General features: G+C 23.7%; 16 protein-coding genes and 1 pseudogene. 13 read left to right on the top strand and 4 right to left on the bottom strand.

The window, feature by feature from the left end; all coding sequences use genetic code 11:
- Positions 1–6: 6 nt before the first annotated feature.
- The 3 genes from IGS63_RS00295 to IGS63_RS00285 are packed head-to-tail and all read left to right on the top strand — an operon-like array spanning position 7 to position 4,196.
- A complete protein-coding gene (locus IGS63_RS00295; protein ID WP_190615065.1) occupies positions 7–1,137 on the top strand; it encodes an ABC transporter permease in 1,131 nt (376 codons plus the stop codon).
- Positions 1,130–2,179, top strand: a complete 1,050-nt coding sequence (locus tag IGS63_RS00290; protein ID WP_190615064.1) for an ABC transporter permease — start codon at positions 1,130–1,132, stop codon at positions 2,177–2,179. Before IGS63_RS00295 ends, IGS63_RS00290 begins: the two co-directional genes overlap by 8 nt.
- Position 2,180: 1 nt before the next feature.
- Entirely contained in the window at positions 2,181–4,196 is a 2,016-nt protein-coding gene (locus tag IGS63_RS00285; protein WP_190615063.1) for a hypothetical protein, read from the top strand.
- A gap of 29 nt (positions 4,197–4,225) precedes the next feature.
- Here IGS63_RS00285 and murA read toward each other — a convergent pair whose 3' ends face one another.
- The 4 genes from murA to IGS63_RS00265 are packed head-to-tail and all read right to left on the bottom strand — an operon-like array spanning position 4,226 to position 7,695.
- The gene (gene murA, locus IGS63_RS00280; RefSeq protein WP_190615062.1) at positions 4,226–5,518 is read right to left on the bottom strand and encodes a UDP-N-acetylglucosamine 1-carboxyvinyltransferase; all 1,293 of its coding nucleotides are present in this window, start codon (positions 5,516–5,518) and stop codon (positions 4,226–4,228) included.
- Positions 5,519–5,530: 12 nt separating this feature from the next.
- A complete protein-coding gene (locus tag IGS63_RS00275) occupies positions 5,531–6,112 on the bottom strand; it encodes a diguanylate cyclase domain-containing protein (protein ID WP_190615061.1) in 582 nt (193 codons plus the stop codon).
- A gap of 13 nt (positions 6,113–6,125) precedes the next feature.
- Positions 6,126–6,911, bottom strand: a complete 786-nt coding sequence (locus IGS63_RS00270) for a hypothetical protein (protein ID WP_190615060.1) — start codon at positions 6,909–6,911, stop codon at positions 6,126–6,128.
- Positions 6,868–7,695, bottom strand: coding sequence for an HAD family hydrolase (locus IGS63_RS00265; protein WP_190615059.1), 828 nt, complete (start codon positions 7,693–7,695; stop codon positions 6,868–6,870). The genes IGS63_RS00270 and IGS63_RS00265 overlap by 44 nt, the downstream gene beginning before the upstream one ends.
- 190 nt (positions 7,696–7,885) lie before the next feature.
- Here IGS63_RS00265 and IGS63_RS00260 point away from each other — a divergent pair, with 190 nt between their 5' ends.
- From IGS63_RS00260 to IGS63_RS00220, 10 genes and pseudogenes are all read left to right on the top strand, one after another.
- Complete coding sequence (locus tag IGS63_RS00260) at positions 7,886–8,647, top strand: TatD family hydrolase (RefSeq protein ID WP_190615058.1); 762 nt, start codon at positions 7,886–7,888, stop codon at positions 8,645–8,647.
- 165 nt (positions 8,648–8,812) lie between these two features.
- Entirely contained in the window at positions 8,813–10,585 is a 1,773-nt protein-coding gene (gene iorA / locus IGS63_RS00255) for an indolepyruvate ferredoxin oxidoreductase subunit alpha (protein ID WP_190615057.1), read from the top strand.
- 1 nt (position 10,586) lies between these two features.
- Positions 10,587–11,156 carry an indolepyruvate oxidoreductase subunit beta gene (locus IGS63_RS00250; protein ID WP_190615056.1) on the top strand — a complete coding sequence of 190 codons (570 nt, stop codon included), beginning with the start codon at positions 10,587–10,589 and terminating at the stop codon, positions 11,154–11,156.
- Between the two features lie 116 nt (positions 11,157–11,272).
- Positions 11,273–12,808 carry an ATP-binding protein gene (locus IGS63_RS00245; RefSeq protein ID WP_190615055.1) on the top strand — a complete coding sequence of 512 codons (1,536 nt, stop codon included), beginning with the start codon at positions 11,273–11,275 and terminating at the stop codon, positions 12,806–12,808.
- Positions 12,809–13,293: 485 nt separating this feature from the next.
- Positions 13,294–13,464: a hypothetical protein gene (locus tag IGS63_RS00240; protein ID WP_190615054.1), complete on the top strand. Its 171-nt coding sequence runs from the start codon at positions 13,294–13,296 to the stop codon at positions 13,462–13,464.
- A gap of 47 nt (positions 13,465–13,511) precedes the next feature.
- Positions 13,512–13,862 (top strand): annotated as a pseudogene (locus tag IGS63_RS11705) (hypothetical protein); the annotation flags it as partial.
- Positions 13,857–14,897: an apolipoprotein N-acyltransferase gene (locus tag IGS63_RS00235; RefSeq protein WP_232521378.1), complete on the top strand. Its 1,041-nt coding sequence runs from the start codon at positions 13,857–13,859 to the stop codon at positions 14,895–14,897. The pseudogene IGS63_RS11705 and the gene IGS63_RS00235, both read left to right, overlap by 6 nt.
- The gene (locus IGS63_RS00230) at positions 14,894–15,643 is read left to right on the top strand and encodes a hypothetical protein (RefSeq protein ID WP_190615052.1); all 750 of its coding nucleotides are present in this window, start codon (positions 14,894–14,896) and stop codon (positions 15,641–15,643) included. The genes IGS63_RS00235 and IGS63_RS00230 overlap by 4 nt, the downstream gene beginning before the upstream one ends.
- Positions 15,644–15,819: 176 nt before the next feature.
- A complete protein-coding gene (locus tag IGS63_RS00225; protein ID WP_190615051.1) occupies positions 15,820–16,929 on the top strand; it encodes a hypothetical protein in 1,110 nt (369 codons plus the stop codon).
- Positions 16,930–16,947: 18 nt separating this feature from the next.
- Positions 16,948–18,156, top strand: a complete 1,209-nt coding sequence (locus tag IGS63_RS00220) for a hypothetical protein (RefSeq protein WP_190615050.1) — start codon at positions 16,948–16,950, stop codon at positions 18,154–18,156.
- The last annotated feature ends 144 nt before the right edge of the window (positions 18,157–18,300 follow it).

Genomic DNA, 18,300 nt, shown 5'->3' with positions numbered 1-18,300 from the left:
GGATGTATGAAATTATTTTCTTTAACAAAAACAATGATAACGGATAATTTTAGACAATTTGAGATAGTTTTTTGGTCTATAGTTTTTCCAGCAGTTTTCTTTTTATTTTTTAATGCTCTTTTTAGTGGAGTTCAAAATGGAGACATGAATACAAATTTAAAAATTGGTGTTTATTATGAAGAAAATTTAACTGGCATGGCTGAACAAATATTTGAAGGTACATTCAAAGAAATTTCTAAATCAAATATGATAAAATTTTCGACTTTAAAGTCTAAAAATGAAGGAATAAATTTAATAAAAGAAAAGAAAATAGATAGTTTTATAGTATTTCCAAAAAATTTTAACAGTTTAAATTTGAATATGGTTTTTAATTTGGTTAAAGTACCATCCATTGAATTTTATTATTATCCTGGCAATGATTCTATTTTTTCTAAAAATATTTTTAAATCTATTGTAGATGAAATGAATGTTAGAATTGCAAATAAAGGAAAAGAGTTTAAAGTAAATTCTTCAGAAGAAGCAATAAACCTAAAAAAATCACTCAAATATAAAGATTTTTTATTTCCAGGTATTTTAATGATGTCGATCTTGACTATTTCAATTTTTAATATGCCAATTGGTATAATAACAGACGTTGAAAGTGGTATTATAAAAAAATTAAACACATCACCCATAAAGTCCTATCATTATTTTTTTGCATTTGGTTTATCAAATTTTTTAGTTTTAATACTGTCAATTTCATTATTTTATTTTGAAGCATATTTATTAAAAGTTACTAATGTAATTTATTCTATTCAATTTATAATTTTTTTAATTTATAGTGCTATAACAGCTCTTTCTTTTGGATTATTGTTTGCATCATTTTTTAAAAAAATTTCTACAATTTCAGTTGTTTCAAATGTAGCTTATCAAATGACAATATTTTTGAGTGGTTTATATTTTAGTGTAAAAACAACGCCTTGGTTTATAAGGTGGTATGTATATTTTAATCCTGCAACTTATTTAGTTGACGGTATGAGAAACTTATTAGAAGGAAAAAGTGTTGGAGGTATCAATTATCTTATACCTGCAATATGGTTTGTTATTGGGATAGTTACATTTTCTATAAATTATAAAAGGGTGATGAAATATGAATAAATCTTTTAAAACAATGATAAAAGTTTTTTTTCTTGAAACCTTTAAAAACAAAATTGAAGTTTTTTTTACTTTGTTTTTTCCAGTTTTGTTTTTAGTGATTTTTGGTTTTTTATTTACTCAAAATAATATAGTTAAAACTTATACTTATGGTATTTCTGGAACTATAAACGATGATGTAAAAAATTACTTTAAACCAAACAAGATTTTAATTTATGAAAATGAAGAAAAATTAAAAGAAGCAGTTAATAATAATAAAGTTGATTATGGAATCTATATGAACAATAATGAAGTTAAATATTATTATGTTTCAAATATGAATTCAAATATTCAGTGGATAAAGTATGGAGCAAATAGTGGAGTAAAAAAATACTTATTGAAATTAAAAAAAGATTATATAAGTGTTGATGAAAAACTAATTAAATTAGGGAAAACTCAAACAAATCCAATGGAATATTTGTTAACAGGAATAATAGCTATTTCAATACTTTCTGGTGGAATGTTTTCTGTGATAAATGTTTTTGGAAGATATAAAAAGCTAGGAATAATAAAGAGATTTATGGTTGCTCCAGTAAAACCATATCAATTTGTAATTTCTGCATCTTTTAATAAATTAATTTTGAATTTTGCATCTATATTTTTTATAATAATATTAGGAAAAATGTGGTTTAATTTATCCTTTCAATTTAATTGGTTTTTATTAATTATAGTTGGATTATCAACAACAATAGGAATGATGGGGGTTGGTATTTTAATTTTAGTATTATTTAAAGAAACTGAAAGTGCAAATACAGCATCATCTATTTTATTTACAATTATGATGTTTTTTGCAGGTATATACTTTCCAATTTCATTTATTCCAGGATATTTGAGGTGGCTTTCTTATATATTACCAGTAAAATATGTTGTTGATATAATAAGATATGTAGCGGGTGTAGAAAGCATGAATATATTGGTATTTTGGTTTATAAATATAATTTTTATACTTTCAGGAACCTTATTGTTAATTATTGCTTCTAAAAACTTTGTTAAGGAGTCAAAATAAATTGAATGATTTTCCGTATAAATTTATATCAGATATTTCTAAAAAGGAAGTAGTTCATAGAAAACCTATTTATTCTGTTCATAAATGGTTTTCAAGAAAAACAGATTCATTAATACGTGGGATCTTGCTTTCTTTAATGAATAAAAATGTTGAAAAATCTTTTTATTTAAATAATGAAATGTTATTAAAGAATAAAATTGTCTTAGATCCATTTTTTGGTGGAGGCACAATTCCAATAAATGTTTTGAGAATGGGAGGAAAAATTGTAGGATATGATATAAATCCAGTTTCTTGGTTTATAACAAAGTGTGAATTAGAATCCGTTGAAATTGAAGAATTAAAAAAAACTTTTAATAAAATTGAACTTGAAGTAGGTAAAGAAATTAGTAATTATTATAAAATTAAAAATGAAAATGGAGAATTGTGTGACGTAATTTATTTATTTAGATCAAAAAAAACAAAATGTAGTAAATGTGGAAAAGAAATAAAAATTTTTCCAACATATAGATTAACTAATATAAAGAGAAAAAACTTTATTAATTATACCATATGTAAAAATTGTGGTTCTTTAATAAAGTCAAATGATGAAATAGTAACTTGTAAAAATTGTGGAATAAAATTTAATTCATTTTTAGGAAATTATAAAAGAGGAAAAGTAACTTGTGAATGTGGAAATATTTTTAATTTAAGAGATCAAAAAGATGTAGAAAATGAAATAATTGCCATTGAATATTATGATAATAAAGAAAGAAAAATAAAAATACCAGATAATGATGATATTAAGCATTTTTCAGAAAAATTTAATATAGATTTTGATTTTATTCCAAATCAAAAAATTCCTTATGGAGATGAAACAAAAAGACTATTTAATCATAATTATTTTTATTGGAAAGATATGTTTTATGAAAGTCAATTATACTTTCATTCATTATTATTAAAAAATATAAAAGAAATAAGAAACGTAAAAATAAGAGAACAATTTTTATGTTTGTTTTCAAACTTTTTAAATTCTAATAATGCATTTTGTTCTTTTCAAAAAGATTATAATAAAAGTGAACCTCTATTTGGTGATCATCACTTTGCTCCTATTGTAATTAGTGTTGAAAATAATATGTGGGGAGCAAAAGTTGGATCGGGGACCTTTAAAAAATTTTTTCAAAATTATATAAAAGCAAAAGAATTTAATTATAATATTTTTGAAAAAAATTATAATAAGAATGAAAAAATATTTTTAGAAAAAGAAAAAATAAATGCAATATTTGCTAAAAATTTTGAAGATTTGAAAGATAAAAATACTTTTTTAATTTGTAATTCTTCAAAAAATATGAAAGAACTTCCAGATGAGTCTATAGATTATATTATTACTGATCCACCTTATTTTTCATCGATTAATTATTCAGAACTTTCAGAATTTTTTTATGTTTGGCAAAGAATTTTATTAAATAATGAATATATTTATTTTAAAAATGATTCTTTAAAAAAAGATAAAGAAATAGTAGTTAATAAGAGTAGAAATTATAAAAAAGATGATTATATAAAAGAATTAAAGCATGTTTTTTTAGAAGGAAGAAGAGTATTAAAAAATAATTCTTATATGGTTTTAACCTACAATAATAATAGTATAGATGGTTGGGTTTCAATTATTATACCTATTATTGAATCAGGGTTTAAAATAATAAAAACTTATCCAGTAGATATTGAAAAAAATAGTGGATTAATAGATAATATAAGAAATAAAATGAATTTTAATTTGATAATAGTATGCCAAAAAACATTATTTGAGTTAAAAGAAATAAAATTCCAACAATTTTTAAAAAAAGTGAAAAAAGAAATATTAAAAAATATTTATTATAAAAAGTCAATTAGTTATTCAGATAAAGTTGTTATAATAATGGGAAAAATATTTGAAGTATATTCGGAATATTCAAAAGTTTATTTAAATAAAAGCCTAATTAATATAGAAGAAATTATAAAACTTTATTATGAAAAATATTTAGACGAATTAATATATGAATAAAAAAAATAACGATTTAATCGTTATTTTTTTTATTCATAATATTCAATTTTTATTCCAACATTTTTTAATTTTTCTTCAATTTTTTCATAACCTCTAAATATATGATCTACATTGTTTATTATTGTTTCACCTTCAGCAACGAGTGCAGCTAATAATAAAGCTGCAGAAGATCTTAAATCTGTTGCTTGAACTGGTGCCCCACTTAAAAATCTAACGCCATCTACTATTGCTAAGTTATTATTCTCAGCTTTTATATTAGCTCCCATTCTGTTCAATTCATCTATTATAGAAAGTCTATTACTAAAAATATTTTCTTTTATGGTTGTTCTTCCATCGATTAAAGAACAAAGTACCATCATTTGAGATTGCAAATCTGTTGGAAATCCAGGATAAGGAGCTGTATCTATTATTGTGGCATTTAATTTTTTATTTAATGAAGAAGATATTTTAACTTCATTTCCTTTTAAATTATATTCTATATTCATTTCATCCAATTTTGAAAATAAACTTTCAAGGTGTTCAGCATTTATATTCTTTATTGTTAAATTTTTTCCTATTAAAGCTCCCATTATTATAAAAGTACCTGCTTCTATTCTGTCAGGGATAACTTTATAATCAATTCCGTGTAATTTTTTAACACCATGAATTATTATTTTTGAAGTTCCAATGCCTTCTATATTAGCTCCCATTTTATTTAAAAAGTTTGCAAGATCATCAATTTCAGGTTCCATAGCGCAATTATTTATTATTGTTTTAACTCCATCAATTAAAGTTGCAGTTGTCAATATATGTTCGGTTGCTCCAACGCTTGGAAAATCTAAACTTATATGAACTTCTGATTTTTCTATAGGTTTTATTTTACCATATACAAATCCATGTTCTATTTTACTTTCTATTCCTAGTTTCATTAATCCATCAATATGGAAGTTTACAGGTCTTGCACCCAAAGAACATCCACCAGGAAGAGCTACTTTTGATATTTTGTTTATAACAGTTAATGGTCCATAAACATTAAAGGAAGCACGCATCTTTCTAACGGGTTCATAAGGGATTTCAGAGTTTATTTTTTCGGATTTTTCAATATATAAAGTATCTTTAACTCTATTTACTGTTTTTCCAGAACTTTCAAGTATTTCAATCATAGTATTTACATCTGATATGTCTGGAACGTTTCTTAAAATTATTTTTTCGTCAGTTAAAATACAAGCAGCCATTATCGGTAAAACAGAATTTTTAGCTCCTGAAATTTCTAAAATGCCATTGGCTTGTTGCATACCTGAGACAATTAATTTACCAGTATTATCTATTCTCAAACTTTCCATAATCTCCTCCAATTACCTTAAATCATTTAAAATATCTTCTGTTTTAACGTCATCAACAGGTATATAATATCTTTTCATTTTAAAATTATTGCTGTAATCAGTTAAAGTTGTAAGTCTTTTTTTAATTCTTTCAGAAATAGTATCAAAAACATCTTTAGTAATATCTGTTAGAAGTATTACAAAACTAACATTTGAATAACGTGCAATTATGTCTAAAGGAATTCTTACGCTTTCTCTTAAAATTTTTCCAATTTCTCTTTCTACTACTTTTTTTTCTTCTCCACTTACTTTATCAAAGTACGGAAGTCTTATAGTTATAATTCCACATTCTTTATCCATTTCAAATGCTTTTTGGTAATAAATAGAAAATAATTTTTCAAAAAATTCTTTTGAATAAACTCTTGTGTTTTCATCTATTATTTTTCTTGTTACAAGATTCATTACAAATTCATCAAAAGAATCAAATTCATCTTTAACTAATGAATTATATTGTTCTATTAAAAATTCCATTTCTTGTTCTCTATTTTTATAACCAATAATTTCTTCTTCTAATTTTTTTATTTTTTCTTCTAATTCCTCTATTTTTTTTTCCACTAAAATTCCCCCTTTACCATGTTATTTTTCCAGTTGCAAGTTTTTTTCCGTCTAAAACTTCTTTAGCTAAACTTTCTACCGAATGAGAAAAATAAGTAATCATTTTAGTTTCTGTAAAATTTATTTTTCTATACAATAACTTTGAATTATCTTTTCTCCAACCAGATAATATGATACTGTTTTCATATATAGATTTTATTGAATCTTTTAAAAAAGAAGTTTCTGTTTTCCATGGTAATCTTAAAATTCTATCTTTTTTTAAATATACATTATTATTTTTTAAGTACATATCAAGATTATTTATTTCTTCAGAGTAAGTATATATGGCACCAGCTCTATTTTTTAAAGAATTTTTTACTTTTGTATCATCATCAGAAGTTATTTTTAAAACTGGAACAATTCCAGCTGTTTCAAAACCTCTAATCATTCTATATAAAACTTCAGAAATGAGATAAGGAGATTTTCCTATGTAATTTAAATAATCAGTTGTTTCTTTGTTTAATGTTTTTAAGTTTCCAAAAATAACAAAATCAAAGTTTTTATTTTTTAATTCTGTTCCTATATCTAAAAATAAATTTTCTATTAATTCAAAATTATTAACGGATCCTATTGCAAGATAACATAATTCGGGATCTATTTGATTTAAAGACAGTATGTATCCGTTTAATTCATTTTTATTTATATTAGCTTTAAGATCTGTATAGATATGACCAATTATTTTATTCTCGCTTAAAATAGGGTATGATGAAAATTCATTAATTACTATAAGTAAAACTATTAGAAGAAAGAATTTTTTCAATTGCAAAAGAAACACCATCCTCATCATTTGAAGGAATAACATATTTTGCATGTTTTTTTACTTCATTAGACGCATTATTTAAAACAAAACTATTTTTAGTAAGATTAAGCATAGAAATATCATTTTGTGAATCTCCAAAGATATACGTATTATCAAAGCTTAAATTATAGTATTCAAATACTTTTTTTAATGCTGCCCCTTTTGAAGTGTTTTTATGAACTAAATCAAGATATGTTTTAAAAGATTGTATTATATTTAAGTCTTTTTCAAAGTTTTTCTTCAATTTTTTTTGAAGTTCTAAAATTATATTTTCTTTTCCTATTGCTAATAATTTTATTACATTGTTTCTTTTGTTTATTTCGTCTATTAAATCTTTAACAACAACATACTTAATAGAGGCATGTTTTGAGTATGATTTAATCTCATTGTTATCTTCTTCAACAATTAAAACATCATTTATATAAGCTTGTCTATGAATATTTTCATTTCTTAAAAATTTAATACATTTACAAGCTATTTTATTTTCTATTGTACTTTCATATAAGATATTTTTATTTTTGTCTAAAACATAAGCTCCATTATATGCAATTAGTGGAGAGTAACCCTTTAAAAAAGGTAGATATTTTTCTATAATATACATCATAGAACTGTACATTCTTCCAGTTGCTATAATTATAGAAGTTCCTTGTTCTTTTAGTTTTTTTAAAGAATTTATAGTATTTTGAGTTATTTCTATATTAGAATTTAATAATGTTCCATCTAAATCAAAAACAAAAGATTTCATACTTCACTCTCCTATTATTATTTTATCATAAAAAAACTAAAATAATTCATTAACAAAAGATTTTATCAAAAAAACTTGTTTTTAATATTAAAAAATTGTCAAAATATTAATATTGATTAAAAATCTTAATGATTTATGTGAATATGGTATAATACTAGTAAATATAAAAAGATATTATTGGAGGTGTACTTTGAAGCTTATAGATACACATTGTCATTTAACCTTAGAACATTTTGATAATGAAAGAGAAGAATTAATAAAAGAATTGTCTGAAAAGTTTGAGTTTTTATTTGAAGTAGGTATAGATTTAAAATCTTCAAAAAAAACTATTGAATTATCTAAAAAAGTAAAAAATATTTATTGTTCTGTTGGAATACATCCAACAGAAACTGAAAACTTAAAACATGATGATTATGATGAAATTGAAAAATTAATAGAAAATAAAAAAGTTATAGCAATTGGAGAAATAGGATTAGACTTTCATTGGGATACTGATAAAAAAGATCAATATATAGGATTTGAAAAACAATTATATATTGCAAATAAAAATAATATACCAATAATAATGCATATTAGAGATGCTTACACTGAAGCAATTGATTTTTTAAAAACACATAATATACCAGAAATGGGAGGCGTAGTTCATTGCTATTCTTCTGATAGAAAAAATGCAAAAAAATTTTTAGATATGGGATTATATTTAGGTTTTGATGGTCCAATAACTTATCCAAAAAATCAAGAATTGAGAGAAGTATTAAAATACACTCCAATAGATAAAATTTTACCAGAAACTGATTCACCATTTTTACCACCGGTTCCATATAGAGGAAAGAGAAATAATCCGTTATATATACAGTATGTTTATGAAAAAATTTCAGAAATTAAACAAATAGATATTGAACCATTAAAAGAAATATTATTCTTAAATGCAAAAAAATTATTTAAAGTATGAAAAAAAATTCACTGAATTTTTTTTCATTTAAAAATTAGTTATATTATTTAATTTTTAGCAATTATATCTATTTAAACAAAAAAATATCTGCTTTAAGCAGATGTTTTTTTAATGTTAAATAAGCTATAATAAAATTGAATATTAAAAAAGAAAGGAGATAAGAAAATGAAAAAGCTTTTAACTGGTAATGAAGCTGTTGCTCGAGGAGCATATGAAGCAGGAGTACATGTTGCTGCAGCATATCCAGGTACTCCAAGTACGGAAATACTTGAAAATATTGCAAAATATAAAGAAATATATTCAGAATGGACACCTAATGAAAAAGTTGCTGTAGAAGTAGCAGTTGGTGCTTCAATGGCTGGAGCAAGAAGTTTATCTGCTATGAAACACGTTGGAATGAACGTTGCTGCTGATCCAATGTTTACTTATGCTTACTTAGGTGTAAATGGAGGATGTGTAATAGTAACTGCAGATGATCCGGGAATGCATTCTTCTCAAAATGAACAAGATAATAGGTATTATGCAAGACATGCCAAGATGCCTTTAATAGAACCATCAGATAGTCAGGAAGCAAAAGATTTTACAATGGAAGCATATGAAATAAGTGAAAAATATGATGTGCCAGTTTTGTTTAGACTTACAACAAGAGTTTGTCATAGTAAAAGCTTAGTTGAACTTGGAGAAAGAAAAAATGTTGAAATAAAACCATATTCAAGAAATATTCCAAAATTTGTTGCAACCCCAGCAAGAGCAAGAGTTCATCATATAGAACTTGAAGAAAAATTAAAGAAATTAGAAGAATATGCTAACAATACATTTTTAAATAAAGAAGAATGGAATACAGAAGAAATTGGTATAATTACTTCAGGTATTTCTTATCAATATGCAAAAGAAGTATTTGGAGATAAGGCATCTTATTTGAAATTGGGATTTACATATCCTTTACCTAAAAAAATGATAAAAGAATTTTCAAGTAAGGTAAAAAAATTATATGTAATTGAAGAAAATGAACCGTTTTTAGAAACAGAAATAAAAGCCATGGGAATTAATGTAATTGGTAAAGAAAAAATTCCTATTACACTTGAATTAAATCCAGATATAATAAGAGAAGCATTACTTGGTGAAAAATCAAAAATAGTAGAACAAAATAAAGAAAAAGTAGTTTCAAGACCACCAACACTTTGTTCTGGATGTCCTCATAGAGGTTTATTTTATGAATTAGGTAAAAAGAAAGATGTTGTAATAACAGGAGATATAGGATGTTATACACTTGGATCTGCAGAACCTTTAAATGCTATGGATTCAGTTGTTTGTATGGGAGCTGGAGTTTCAGCAGCTCACGGTTTTATAAAAGCTTTTGAACAAGCAGGAACCAAGAAAAAAGTATTTGGTGTAGTTGGAGATTCAACGTTCTTCCATTCTGGAATAACTGGATTAATAGATATAGTATACAACAAGAGTAATGCAACAATAATAATTTTAGACAATAGAATAACTGCTATGACAGGTCATCAAGAAAACCCAGGTACTGGATATACTTTAATGGGAGAAAAAGCAGAAATAATAGATATAGAAGCTATTTGTAAAGCAGTTGGAATAAAACATATAAGAACGATAAATCCAAACAACTTAAAGGAAGTAAAAGATTCTATAAATGAAGCAATGGAATTAACAGAACCATCTGTAATAATAACAAAATGGCCATGTGCTCTAAAAAAATTCACAGAAATAGATATGCAACAGTTTGAACTAAAACCACAAAAGTATTATGTTGATTCTGATAAATGTAAAAAATGTAAGATGTGTTTAAATATAGGCTGTCCTTCAATATCATTTGATGAAAAAATAGGATCTATAATAGATCAAGATACATGTGTAGGATGTTCTGTTTGTGCTCAAGTTTGTCCATTTGATGCAATAAAAAAGGTGGGTGAATAATATGACAAAAAATATACTTTTAGTTGGAGTAGGTGGACAAGGAATAATTTTAACTTCAAAAATTTTATCAACAGCACTTATAAATGATGGTTATGACGTTAAAATGTCTGAAGTTCATGGGATGGCTCAAAGAGGTGGATCAGTTACAACTCAAGTTAGATATGGCGAAAAAGTTTATTCACCAATAATAGGGAAAGGTGAAGCGGATATATTAATTTCATTTGAAAAAATGGAAGCAATGAGATGGATAGAGTATTTAAAACCAGAAGGAAAGTTAGTAGTTAATGATTATGCAATAGGTTCAGCACCTATTTTAGCTGGAACTGCAAAGTATCCAAAAAATATTATAGAAGAATTAAAAGAAAAAGTAGACACTTTGGTTTTAAATGCACATGAAGTTGCCTTAGAACTTGGAAATGTAAAGGTTCAAAATATAGTGATGCTTGGAGCACTTGTAAAAGAAATGAATTTAAGTAATATTGATTGGGAAAATGCTATAAAAAATCTTGTGAAACCTAAATTTGTAGAAATAAATATAAAAGCTTTTAATAAAGGATTAAAATTAAGATAAAAAAACCTCCTGATAATATCAGGAGGTTTTTTTATCTTATAATAGCTTTTTATTTTTAAATAACTTAAAAAGTAGTATAAAAAATTATGGTATAATAAAAATTAGAGGTGATAAAGATGAAAAAGCTACCAATAGGAGTACAAGACTATAAAAAAATAAAAGAAGGAAATTATACATATATAGATAAAACAAAGTATATATTAGAATTAATAAGTTCAGAAGCACCAATCTTTTTATCACGTCCAAGAAGATTTGGAAAAAGTTTAACGATATCAACACTTTACTATCTTTTTAAAGGAGAAAAAGACTTATTTAAAGGAACGTATATATACGATAAATGGGAGTTCAAAGAGTATCCAGTGATAAGAATAAGTTTATTGGATGTCTCAACAGAAAATGAACAAAGTTTTAAGTATGGCTTATTAGAAATAATAAAAACAGAAGCGGAAAGATATGGAATAACAATAGAAAATACAAACTATAAATATGCATTTAATGAACTAATAATAAAACTATCCCAAAAAGAAAGAGTAGTAATATTAGTAGATGAATATGAAAAACCAATATTAGACAATATAAACAACAAAGAAAAAGCAGAAAAGTATAGAGAAATATTGAGAGACTTTTATGTGAGTATAAAATCAAAAGATGAATACATAAAGTTTGTATTCATGACAGGAATAACAAAGTTTACAAAAACAGGAGTGTTTTCAGCATTGAACAACTTAAATGATATATCATTAGATAAAACATACGCACAGATGTTGGGATACACACAAGAAGAATTAGAAAAAAACTTTAAAGAACACATAAAAGAAACAGCAAGTGAGATGAAAATGGAAGAAAAAGAGTTATTAAAAAACTTAAAGATGTACTACAATGGATTTTCATTTGATGGAGAGAATTCTGTATACAATCCATTTTCAATACTACAATTTTTCAAAAAAAGAAAGTTTCAAAACTATTGGTTTGAAAGTGGATCACCATCATTCTTGTATGAATACATAAAAGGAAAAAAGATAAGATATGAAGACTTAGTGAAGTATCCAGTAAGCGAGTTAGACTTTTCAACCCGAGAAATAGAAGAAGCAAATGCAAGCATATTCTTTACACAAGCAGGATACTTAACCTTTAAAGGAAAAGAACAGTATGGAATGGAATATGAATATTTATTAGACTATCCAAACATAGAAGTAAAGAACAGTTTTTCAAAGATGATATTAGAAGCAAACTATGAACTTGAAAGAGGAAAAATAAAAGAAATAAATAAAACGATATGGAAAGCAATAAAAGAAAAAGACATAGAAGGAATAATAAAAGAAATAAAAAGAATAATAAGTGCAATACCATACAACTTGCACAAAAAAGAAGAAAGTTACTATCATTCATTGATATACACAATACTAGCATCAGCAGGACTGAACGTAACAGCAGAAGAATTAACGAACTTAGGAAGAAGCGATATAGTAATAGAGGAAGACATCATATACATAATGGAAATAAAGATAGATAAAAGTGCAGAAAAAGCCTTAACCCAAATAAAAGAAATGAAGTACTATGAAAAATACAAAGGGAAAGAAATTTATATAGTAGGAATAAACATAAACTCAGAAAAGAGAAACATAGACGAATACAAAATAGAAAAGATATAATCCCAGCGGGTGCTGGGATATTTTTTTATAAAAACTCATAAAAAGCGTGAAAGTAACGATGGAAAATAGTGAAAAAATAAAACATTCGCCATTCAAATTTTTGAAGTTGATATTGTGTTAATAATGAAATGTTAAATTAAAATATTTATAAAAAATAAATATTTAATAAAGTTTCACAAACTTTTATAATAAAAATGATTAATAATAACATTATAAAAAATATAAAATTTAAATTCACAAATATTAATATTTAATATAAAATTAATAAAATAAAAAAATAAAATAAATGATATAAATTAATCAAAAAAACATTATATTTAGGTAAAAATGTTTATTTGTTTAGTAAAAATAGTTGATTTTTTTTTTTTTGATATAATGTTTATGACATAAATAAAAAAATAATTTGTTTTAATTTATTTAATGAACTATCATTTAATTATTATTTAATATTTTTTTATAAATATAAAACATATGAGGAGAGAGTTATGAAGAATAAATTATATTATAAGATTAAAAAAATTTTTTTGAGTTTAACTTTATTGTTTGCTTTTGTTGTGTTTGCAAATATAATGACTGTGTTGTATGTGTCAAAGATAAATAATAAAAATTTAAAATCAGAAATTCTTAATTATTATATAGAAAAAGCGGATTATTAGTATTCTTAAGTTACCCACCATTTGATTTTGGATTTTTAGGATACTTTGCGTTAATTCCATATTTTTATGTAGTGAAGAAAAATGAAAAAAGTTTAAGGTATGGATTTTTTGAAGGAACATTAATTGGAACAATTATTTTTTTATCAATATTACATATTCAAAGTGAAAGTATTTTAATTAATATTTTAATCTTTCTTTTATTAGTTAATATAATGGGAATTACTTTTATGATTTATACAATTATTGTAAAGATGATTTATAATAGTTTAAAAGTAAAAATACAAAAAATATGTATGATTTCTTTAGGATGGATGGTCATAGAATTTATTACCAATAAAATGTTAGTAGGATTTACATTTTATGTAGGAATAACTCAACACAACAATGACTTAATGTTGTATTTATCTAAATATATAGGATTGTATGGAATATCTTTTGTTGTTGTTTTAATAAATGTAATAATATTAGAAAGTATTTTGAAATTAAAGGAAAATAAAAAACTCAAAAAAAATGATATTAAATACATAATCTTTATATTGGGATTTTTTCTTGCATATTTTGTATTTAATAGTTCGAATGATATAAAAAATATAAATGGAATAAACATAAAAAAGAAAGAAACATTAAAAGTAAGACTAATACAAGGAAACATTACAGCAAAAGAATACAAAAAAGCAGAAGAAAAAAATAAAATGAAAAACATTTTTGAAAAATATATGAATCTAAGTATAAAAGAGAATTCATCAGAATTAATAGTATGGCCAGAAACAGCAGTGCATAGATGGATAATGAGAATACCAGAATACAAAAATAAAATAATAAACATAGCAAAAACAAATAAAATTAATATATTATTTGGAACACCAGACCTTGAACCAAACGATGAAGAATACAACAGTGCATTTTTAATTTCAAAAACAGGAAAAATATTAGGAAAGTACAATAAAAACTATACAGTACCATTTTATGAAAGCTATTTTAAAAAAGGAAAGGAAATAAGACCATTTGAAATAAACAATATAAAAATAGGAGTAGAAATATGTTTTGAAGCATTTTTTCAAAATGTTTCAACTGAATTAAAACAAAAAGGAGCAGGAATAATATTTTTATTATCAAACAATGGACTTTTTGGATATTCAAATATACCATACATAACATCAGCATTCATGCAGTTTAGAGCAGCAGAAAATAACGTATATGTAGCACAATTAATGAATACTGGAATAACCCAAATAATAAACAACAATGGAAAAGTTTTAAAAAAGACAAAACTATTTGAAACAAAAATAATTAATTATGAAATACCAGTAATATACAAACAAACAATTTATTCTAAGTATGGAGAAACAACCTATTATATTATAACTATATTATTTTTAGTGATTATAATAGCTATGCTATTAAAAATACAAATGAGGAGGAGAAAAAAGTGAAAAAAACAAAAAGAGGAATATCATGGTTAATATTATTTACCTTTATATTGACCATGATGCCAATGAACGCCTTTGCAACAATTAAAAAAGATGTATCAGTAAAAAGTATGTCGGATTCACAAATGTCTGCCGTTGTTGGAACCGGTGGTGGCGGTGGCGGTTCTAAGCCAAATTACATCATAGAAAAATCAGCGATAAAATGGCAAAAAAATTATACTACATACCAGCTTGAAACAATTAAAAAGGTTGCTGATGCGGAGGTTATTTCAACAGGACCTGAGAAGGCAACTTTATCCATTTATCATACAACTTCTTATGCTTTCACGAGTGGTATAACTGGAAATTTATCAATGGATTTTACTTATGGAAAGCTTGGCTTAGGAGTTAATGCTGCAATGCAAAAAACAAAAACAGTAAGATGTGGTGAAACTTTCACTATACCACCGTATTCTACAGGAACAGCCTATTATAAATCACGATATAATTGTGAAGATGGTAATGTTTCTGTTTGGTTTTTACACCAAAAATTAGATGAATCTGGAACAAAAGTTATTGATTCTTGGCATACTATTGAATCAGCAGGAAGTTATAAGAAACGTGAATTAGATGGTATAATAGATAGTGTAGTAGTTACTATATTATATACAAAAGCTCCTTTTTTAAGTATACACCCAGAATTTTCAGTTTCCTATTATCCACATAAAATAAATGTTAACTCCTTTAGTACAGCTTGGACAAGATTTTAAAATTAAATAATTAAATAATATTTTGTATTTATCTTTATTTAAATATAATTTGGTATAAAAATTCATTTAATTTATAATATATTTTTTAAAGATAAATACATTTTTTAAATTTAATTTATTTGTGGTTAAATTAATTTAATAAAAAATATAAAAATTCAATAGAAGGAGTTGATAAAGTGAAAAATAAACAAATATTCTTGATAATTTTAGTAGTTTTAATAACAGGAATTTTATTTTCTGAAAAATTAAAATTAAACTTAGTGAATGAATATCATTCTGACAATTATAGAACAAATTATTTTGATGTTAGTGATAGTGGAACTATAACTTTTTATTGTTATTATAATTATATTGAAAAATATAAAGGAAATAAAAAAATAGTCACTTCAAGTAAAAGAGGATTAGTGACCATAGATATTTTCAATGATATTACAACGTTTATTAAAGAAGATTTACAACCATATTTTTATGTTCCAATGTATTTTAGTGGAATAAATTATGATAAAAAGGAAAATATATACATTGCTACAAGCAATGGTTTATCTAAATTTTCATTAAATTTAGGTGTTGATTCTTTCACATTATATTATAAAACAGTTGATCCAAGTTTGGCTACAGCCTATAAATTAAAAACATTTTATGATTTATATAATAATCTTTATAGTAAAGAGCCAAAATCTAAATGGGAAAATTTTGATTTATCTAAAAATAGAATTTCTGATATGGAGCCTTTAATAGAAAAAATATATTTTTTTCAAAATGATTCATTAAAAGATGTTTATGGATTAGCTGATTCTAAAATAAATAAAATTACGTATTATGAAAAAAATAAGTTAGGATACGATACTTTAAAATTAGAAGAAATAAAAATATTAGAAGGAGAATATAAAGTAATCCAATTAAGAACAGATTATAAATATTTATATGCATTAATAGAAAAAAATAAAGCTTTTTATTTATATAAAATAAATAAATTTGGAAAAGCTGAATTAATTACAAATTTAACAGAAAAGTACAAAGAATATGAAATTTTAGATTTTGATATGTTAGATAAAAATAATTTTTATTTTTTAACGGGAAAAAAAGAATTACATGATTATGCTAAAATTTTTGTTAATTATATATTTAAATGGAATTCAAAGACCAATATTACAAAATCTTATAAATCACTTAAAAGTACTTCTTATGATAATGCTACAAAGGGTTTTAGAGTTAAAAAATTAAAAAATAATAATTATGTGTTTTTGAGTTATACTTCTGAAGTAGATGTATTCAAAGAGAATTAAAAAAGGAGAATGAGTTTAATGAATAAAACAAAAAAGATAATGATAGTATTATTTATTATTTTAATAAATGCTTTTCTATTTGGAGAAAATTTAAATTATGAAAAATTTGACAAAGCAATTAAGTCTATGTATCTAAAAGAATTTAAAAGAACGGAAGACATATTGAACAAGTATAAAATGTTTTTTCCAAATGTTTCGTATAATTTTGGAATAGATGGAGATTTTAGTAAACTTGATTTTACTACATCACAAATCAATTTGAATTGGAATATTTTTTCAAGTGGTAAGAATATAACAGAAATGAAGATAAATGAAGTTGTTAATAGAATAGAAGAATTATTAGATAAAAATAAGTATTTTAATAAATACATATCATTGAGATATGAGTTTTTTAATATGTATCAAATGCAAGAAAATTTAAAGATATTAAATAAGTATTATGATAAATTAATAAAGATAACACCACCACAAAATGAAATAGAAAAACTAAAATTAGAAAGAGAAAAAATAAGTACAAAAATTCAAAAAAATGATTTAAAAGAATCTTTTGATAATCAAAATTTGAATGGTTTCATATTTTTAATTTTAAATAAGATGCAGGATGTTACTTTTACATATCCAAAAGAATATTATGAAATGAAAAAATTAAATGAATTATTGAATAGTTACAAATTAAAAGACTTTAAAGAGAACTATGAGTACTTAATAGCAAAGAAAGAAAAAGAACAAAATAAATATAGTAAAATATTAACAAATAACAATGAAATAAACTTTAACTTAGGAGCAAATTATGATTTTAAAACAAATAATTATTCTCTATCATTTATGATGGATTATAATTATGATGTACCTTTTATAAACTTTTCAGGAAATGGTAATTATTCAAATGGACATTATAACATTTCCAGTACAATAAATCCAGTTATAAAAGAACAAAAAAAAGAAGAAAATGAAAAAACTTTAGGTGAAATTTTAGCTAAAGTACGAGATGATTACAATAAACTTCTCAACCAAATAGAAGCAACAGAAAATAATTTATACATAATAAATTTAGACATAAAAATATCTGAATTAGAATATGAAAAAAATAAAGAAAAAAAGACAGATTTAGAAAAAATTTTGAATGAAAGAAATATAGAAAGTACAAAATTGAATTATATTTTAAATGTTGTTAAATACAATTTATTGGTAAAAACACTGATAGATACTTACTATGAAAAAAAGTAATGAAATAATAAAAAAGATAGTAATATTAGTGTGTGAATATAGACAAATGAAATATGTATTCAAAAAATATCCCAGCGGGTGCTGGGATATTTTTTATATAAAAAAATCAATTTAAAAAAATACATATGGTATAATAAAAATTAG

The sequence above is a fragment of the Tepiditoga spiralis genome (assembly GCF_014701195.1).
GTDB lineage: Bacteria > Thermotogota > Thermotogae > Petrotogales > Petrotogaceae > Tepiditoga > Tepiditoga spiralis.
This window is presented reverse-complemented; position numbering and strand designations above follow the sequence as displayed.

Coding starts and splice junctions, on each gene's coding strand:
- IGS63_RS00220 (WP_190615050.1), top strand. CDS start 16,948: ATGAATAAAACAAAAAAGATAATGATAGTATTATTTATTATTTTAATA.
- IGS63_RS00245 (WP_190615055.1), top strand. CDS start 11,273: ATGAAAAAGCTACCAATAGGAGTACAAGACTATAAAAAAATAAAAGAA.
- iorA (WP_190615057.1), top strand. CDS start 8,813: ATGAAAAAGCTTTTAACTGGTAATGAAGCTGTTGCTCGAGGAGCATAT.
- IGS63_RS00265 (WP_190615059.1), bottom strand. CDS start 7,695: ATGAAATCTTTTGTTTTTGATTTAGATGGAACATTATTAAATTCTAAT.
- IGS63_RS00290 (WP_190615064.1), top strand. CDS start 1,130: ATGAATAAATCTTTTAAAACAATGATAAAAGTTTTTTTTCTTGAAACC.
- murA (WP_190615062.1), bottom strand. CDS start 5,518: ATGGAAAGTTTGAGAATAGATAATACTGGTAAATTAATTGTCTCAGGT.
- IGS63_RS00250 (WP_190615056.1), top strand. CDS start 10,587: ATGACAAAAAATATACTTTTAGTTGGAGTAGGTGGACAAGGAATAATT.
- IGS63_RS00295 (WP_190615065.1), top strand. CDS start 7: ATGAAATTATTTTCTTTAACAAAAACAATGATAACGGATAATTTTAGA.
- IGS63_RS00240 (WP_190615054.1), top strand. CDS start 13,294: ATGAAGAATAAATTATATTATAAGATTAAAAAAATTTTTTTGAGTTTA.
- IGS63_RS00235 (WP_232521378.1), top strand. CDS start 13,857: ATGTTGTATTTATCTAAATATATAGGATTGTATGGAATATCTTTTGTT.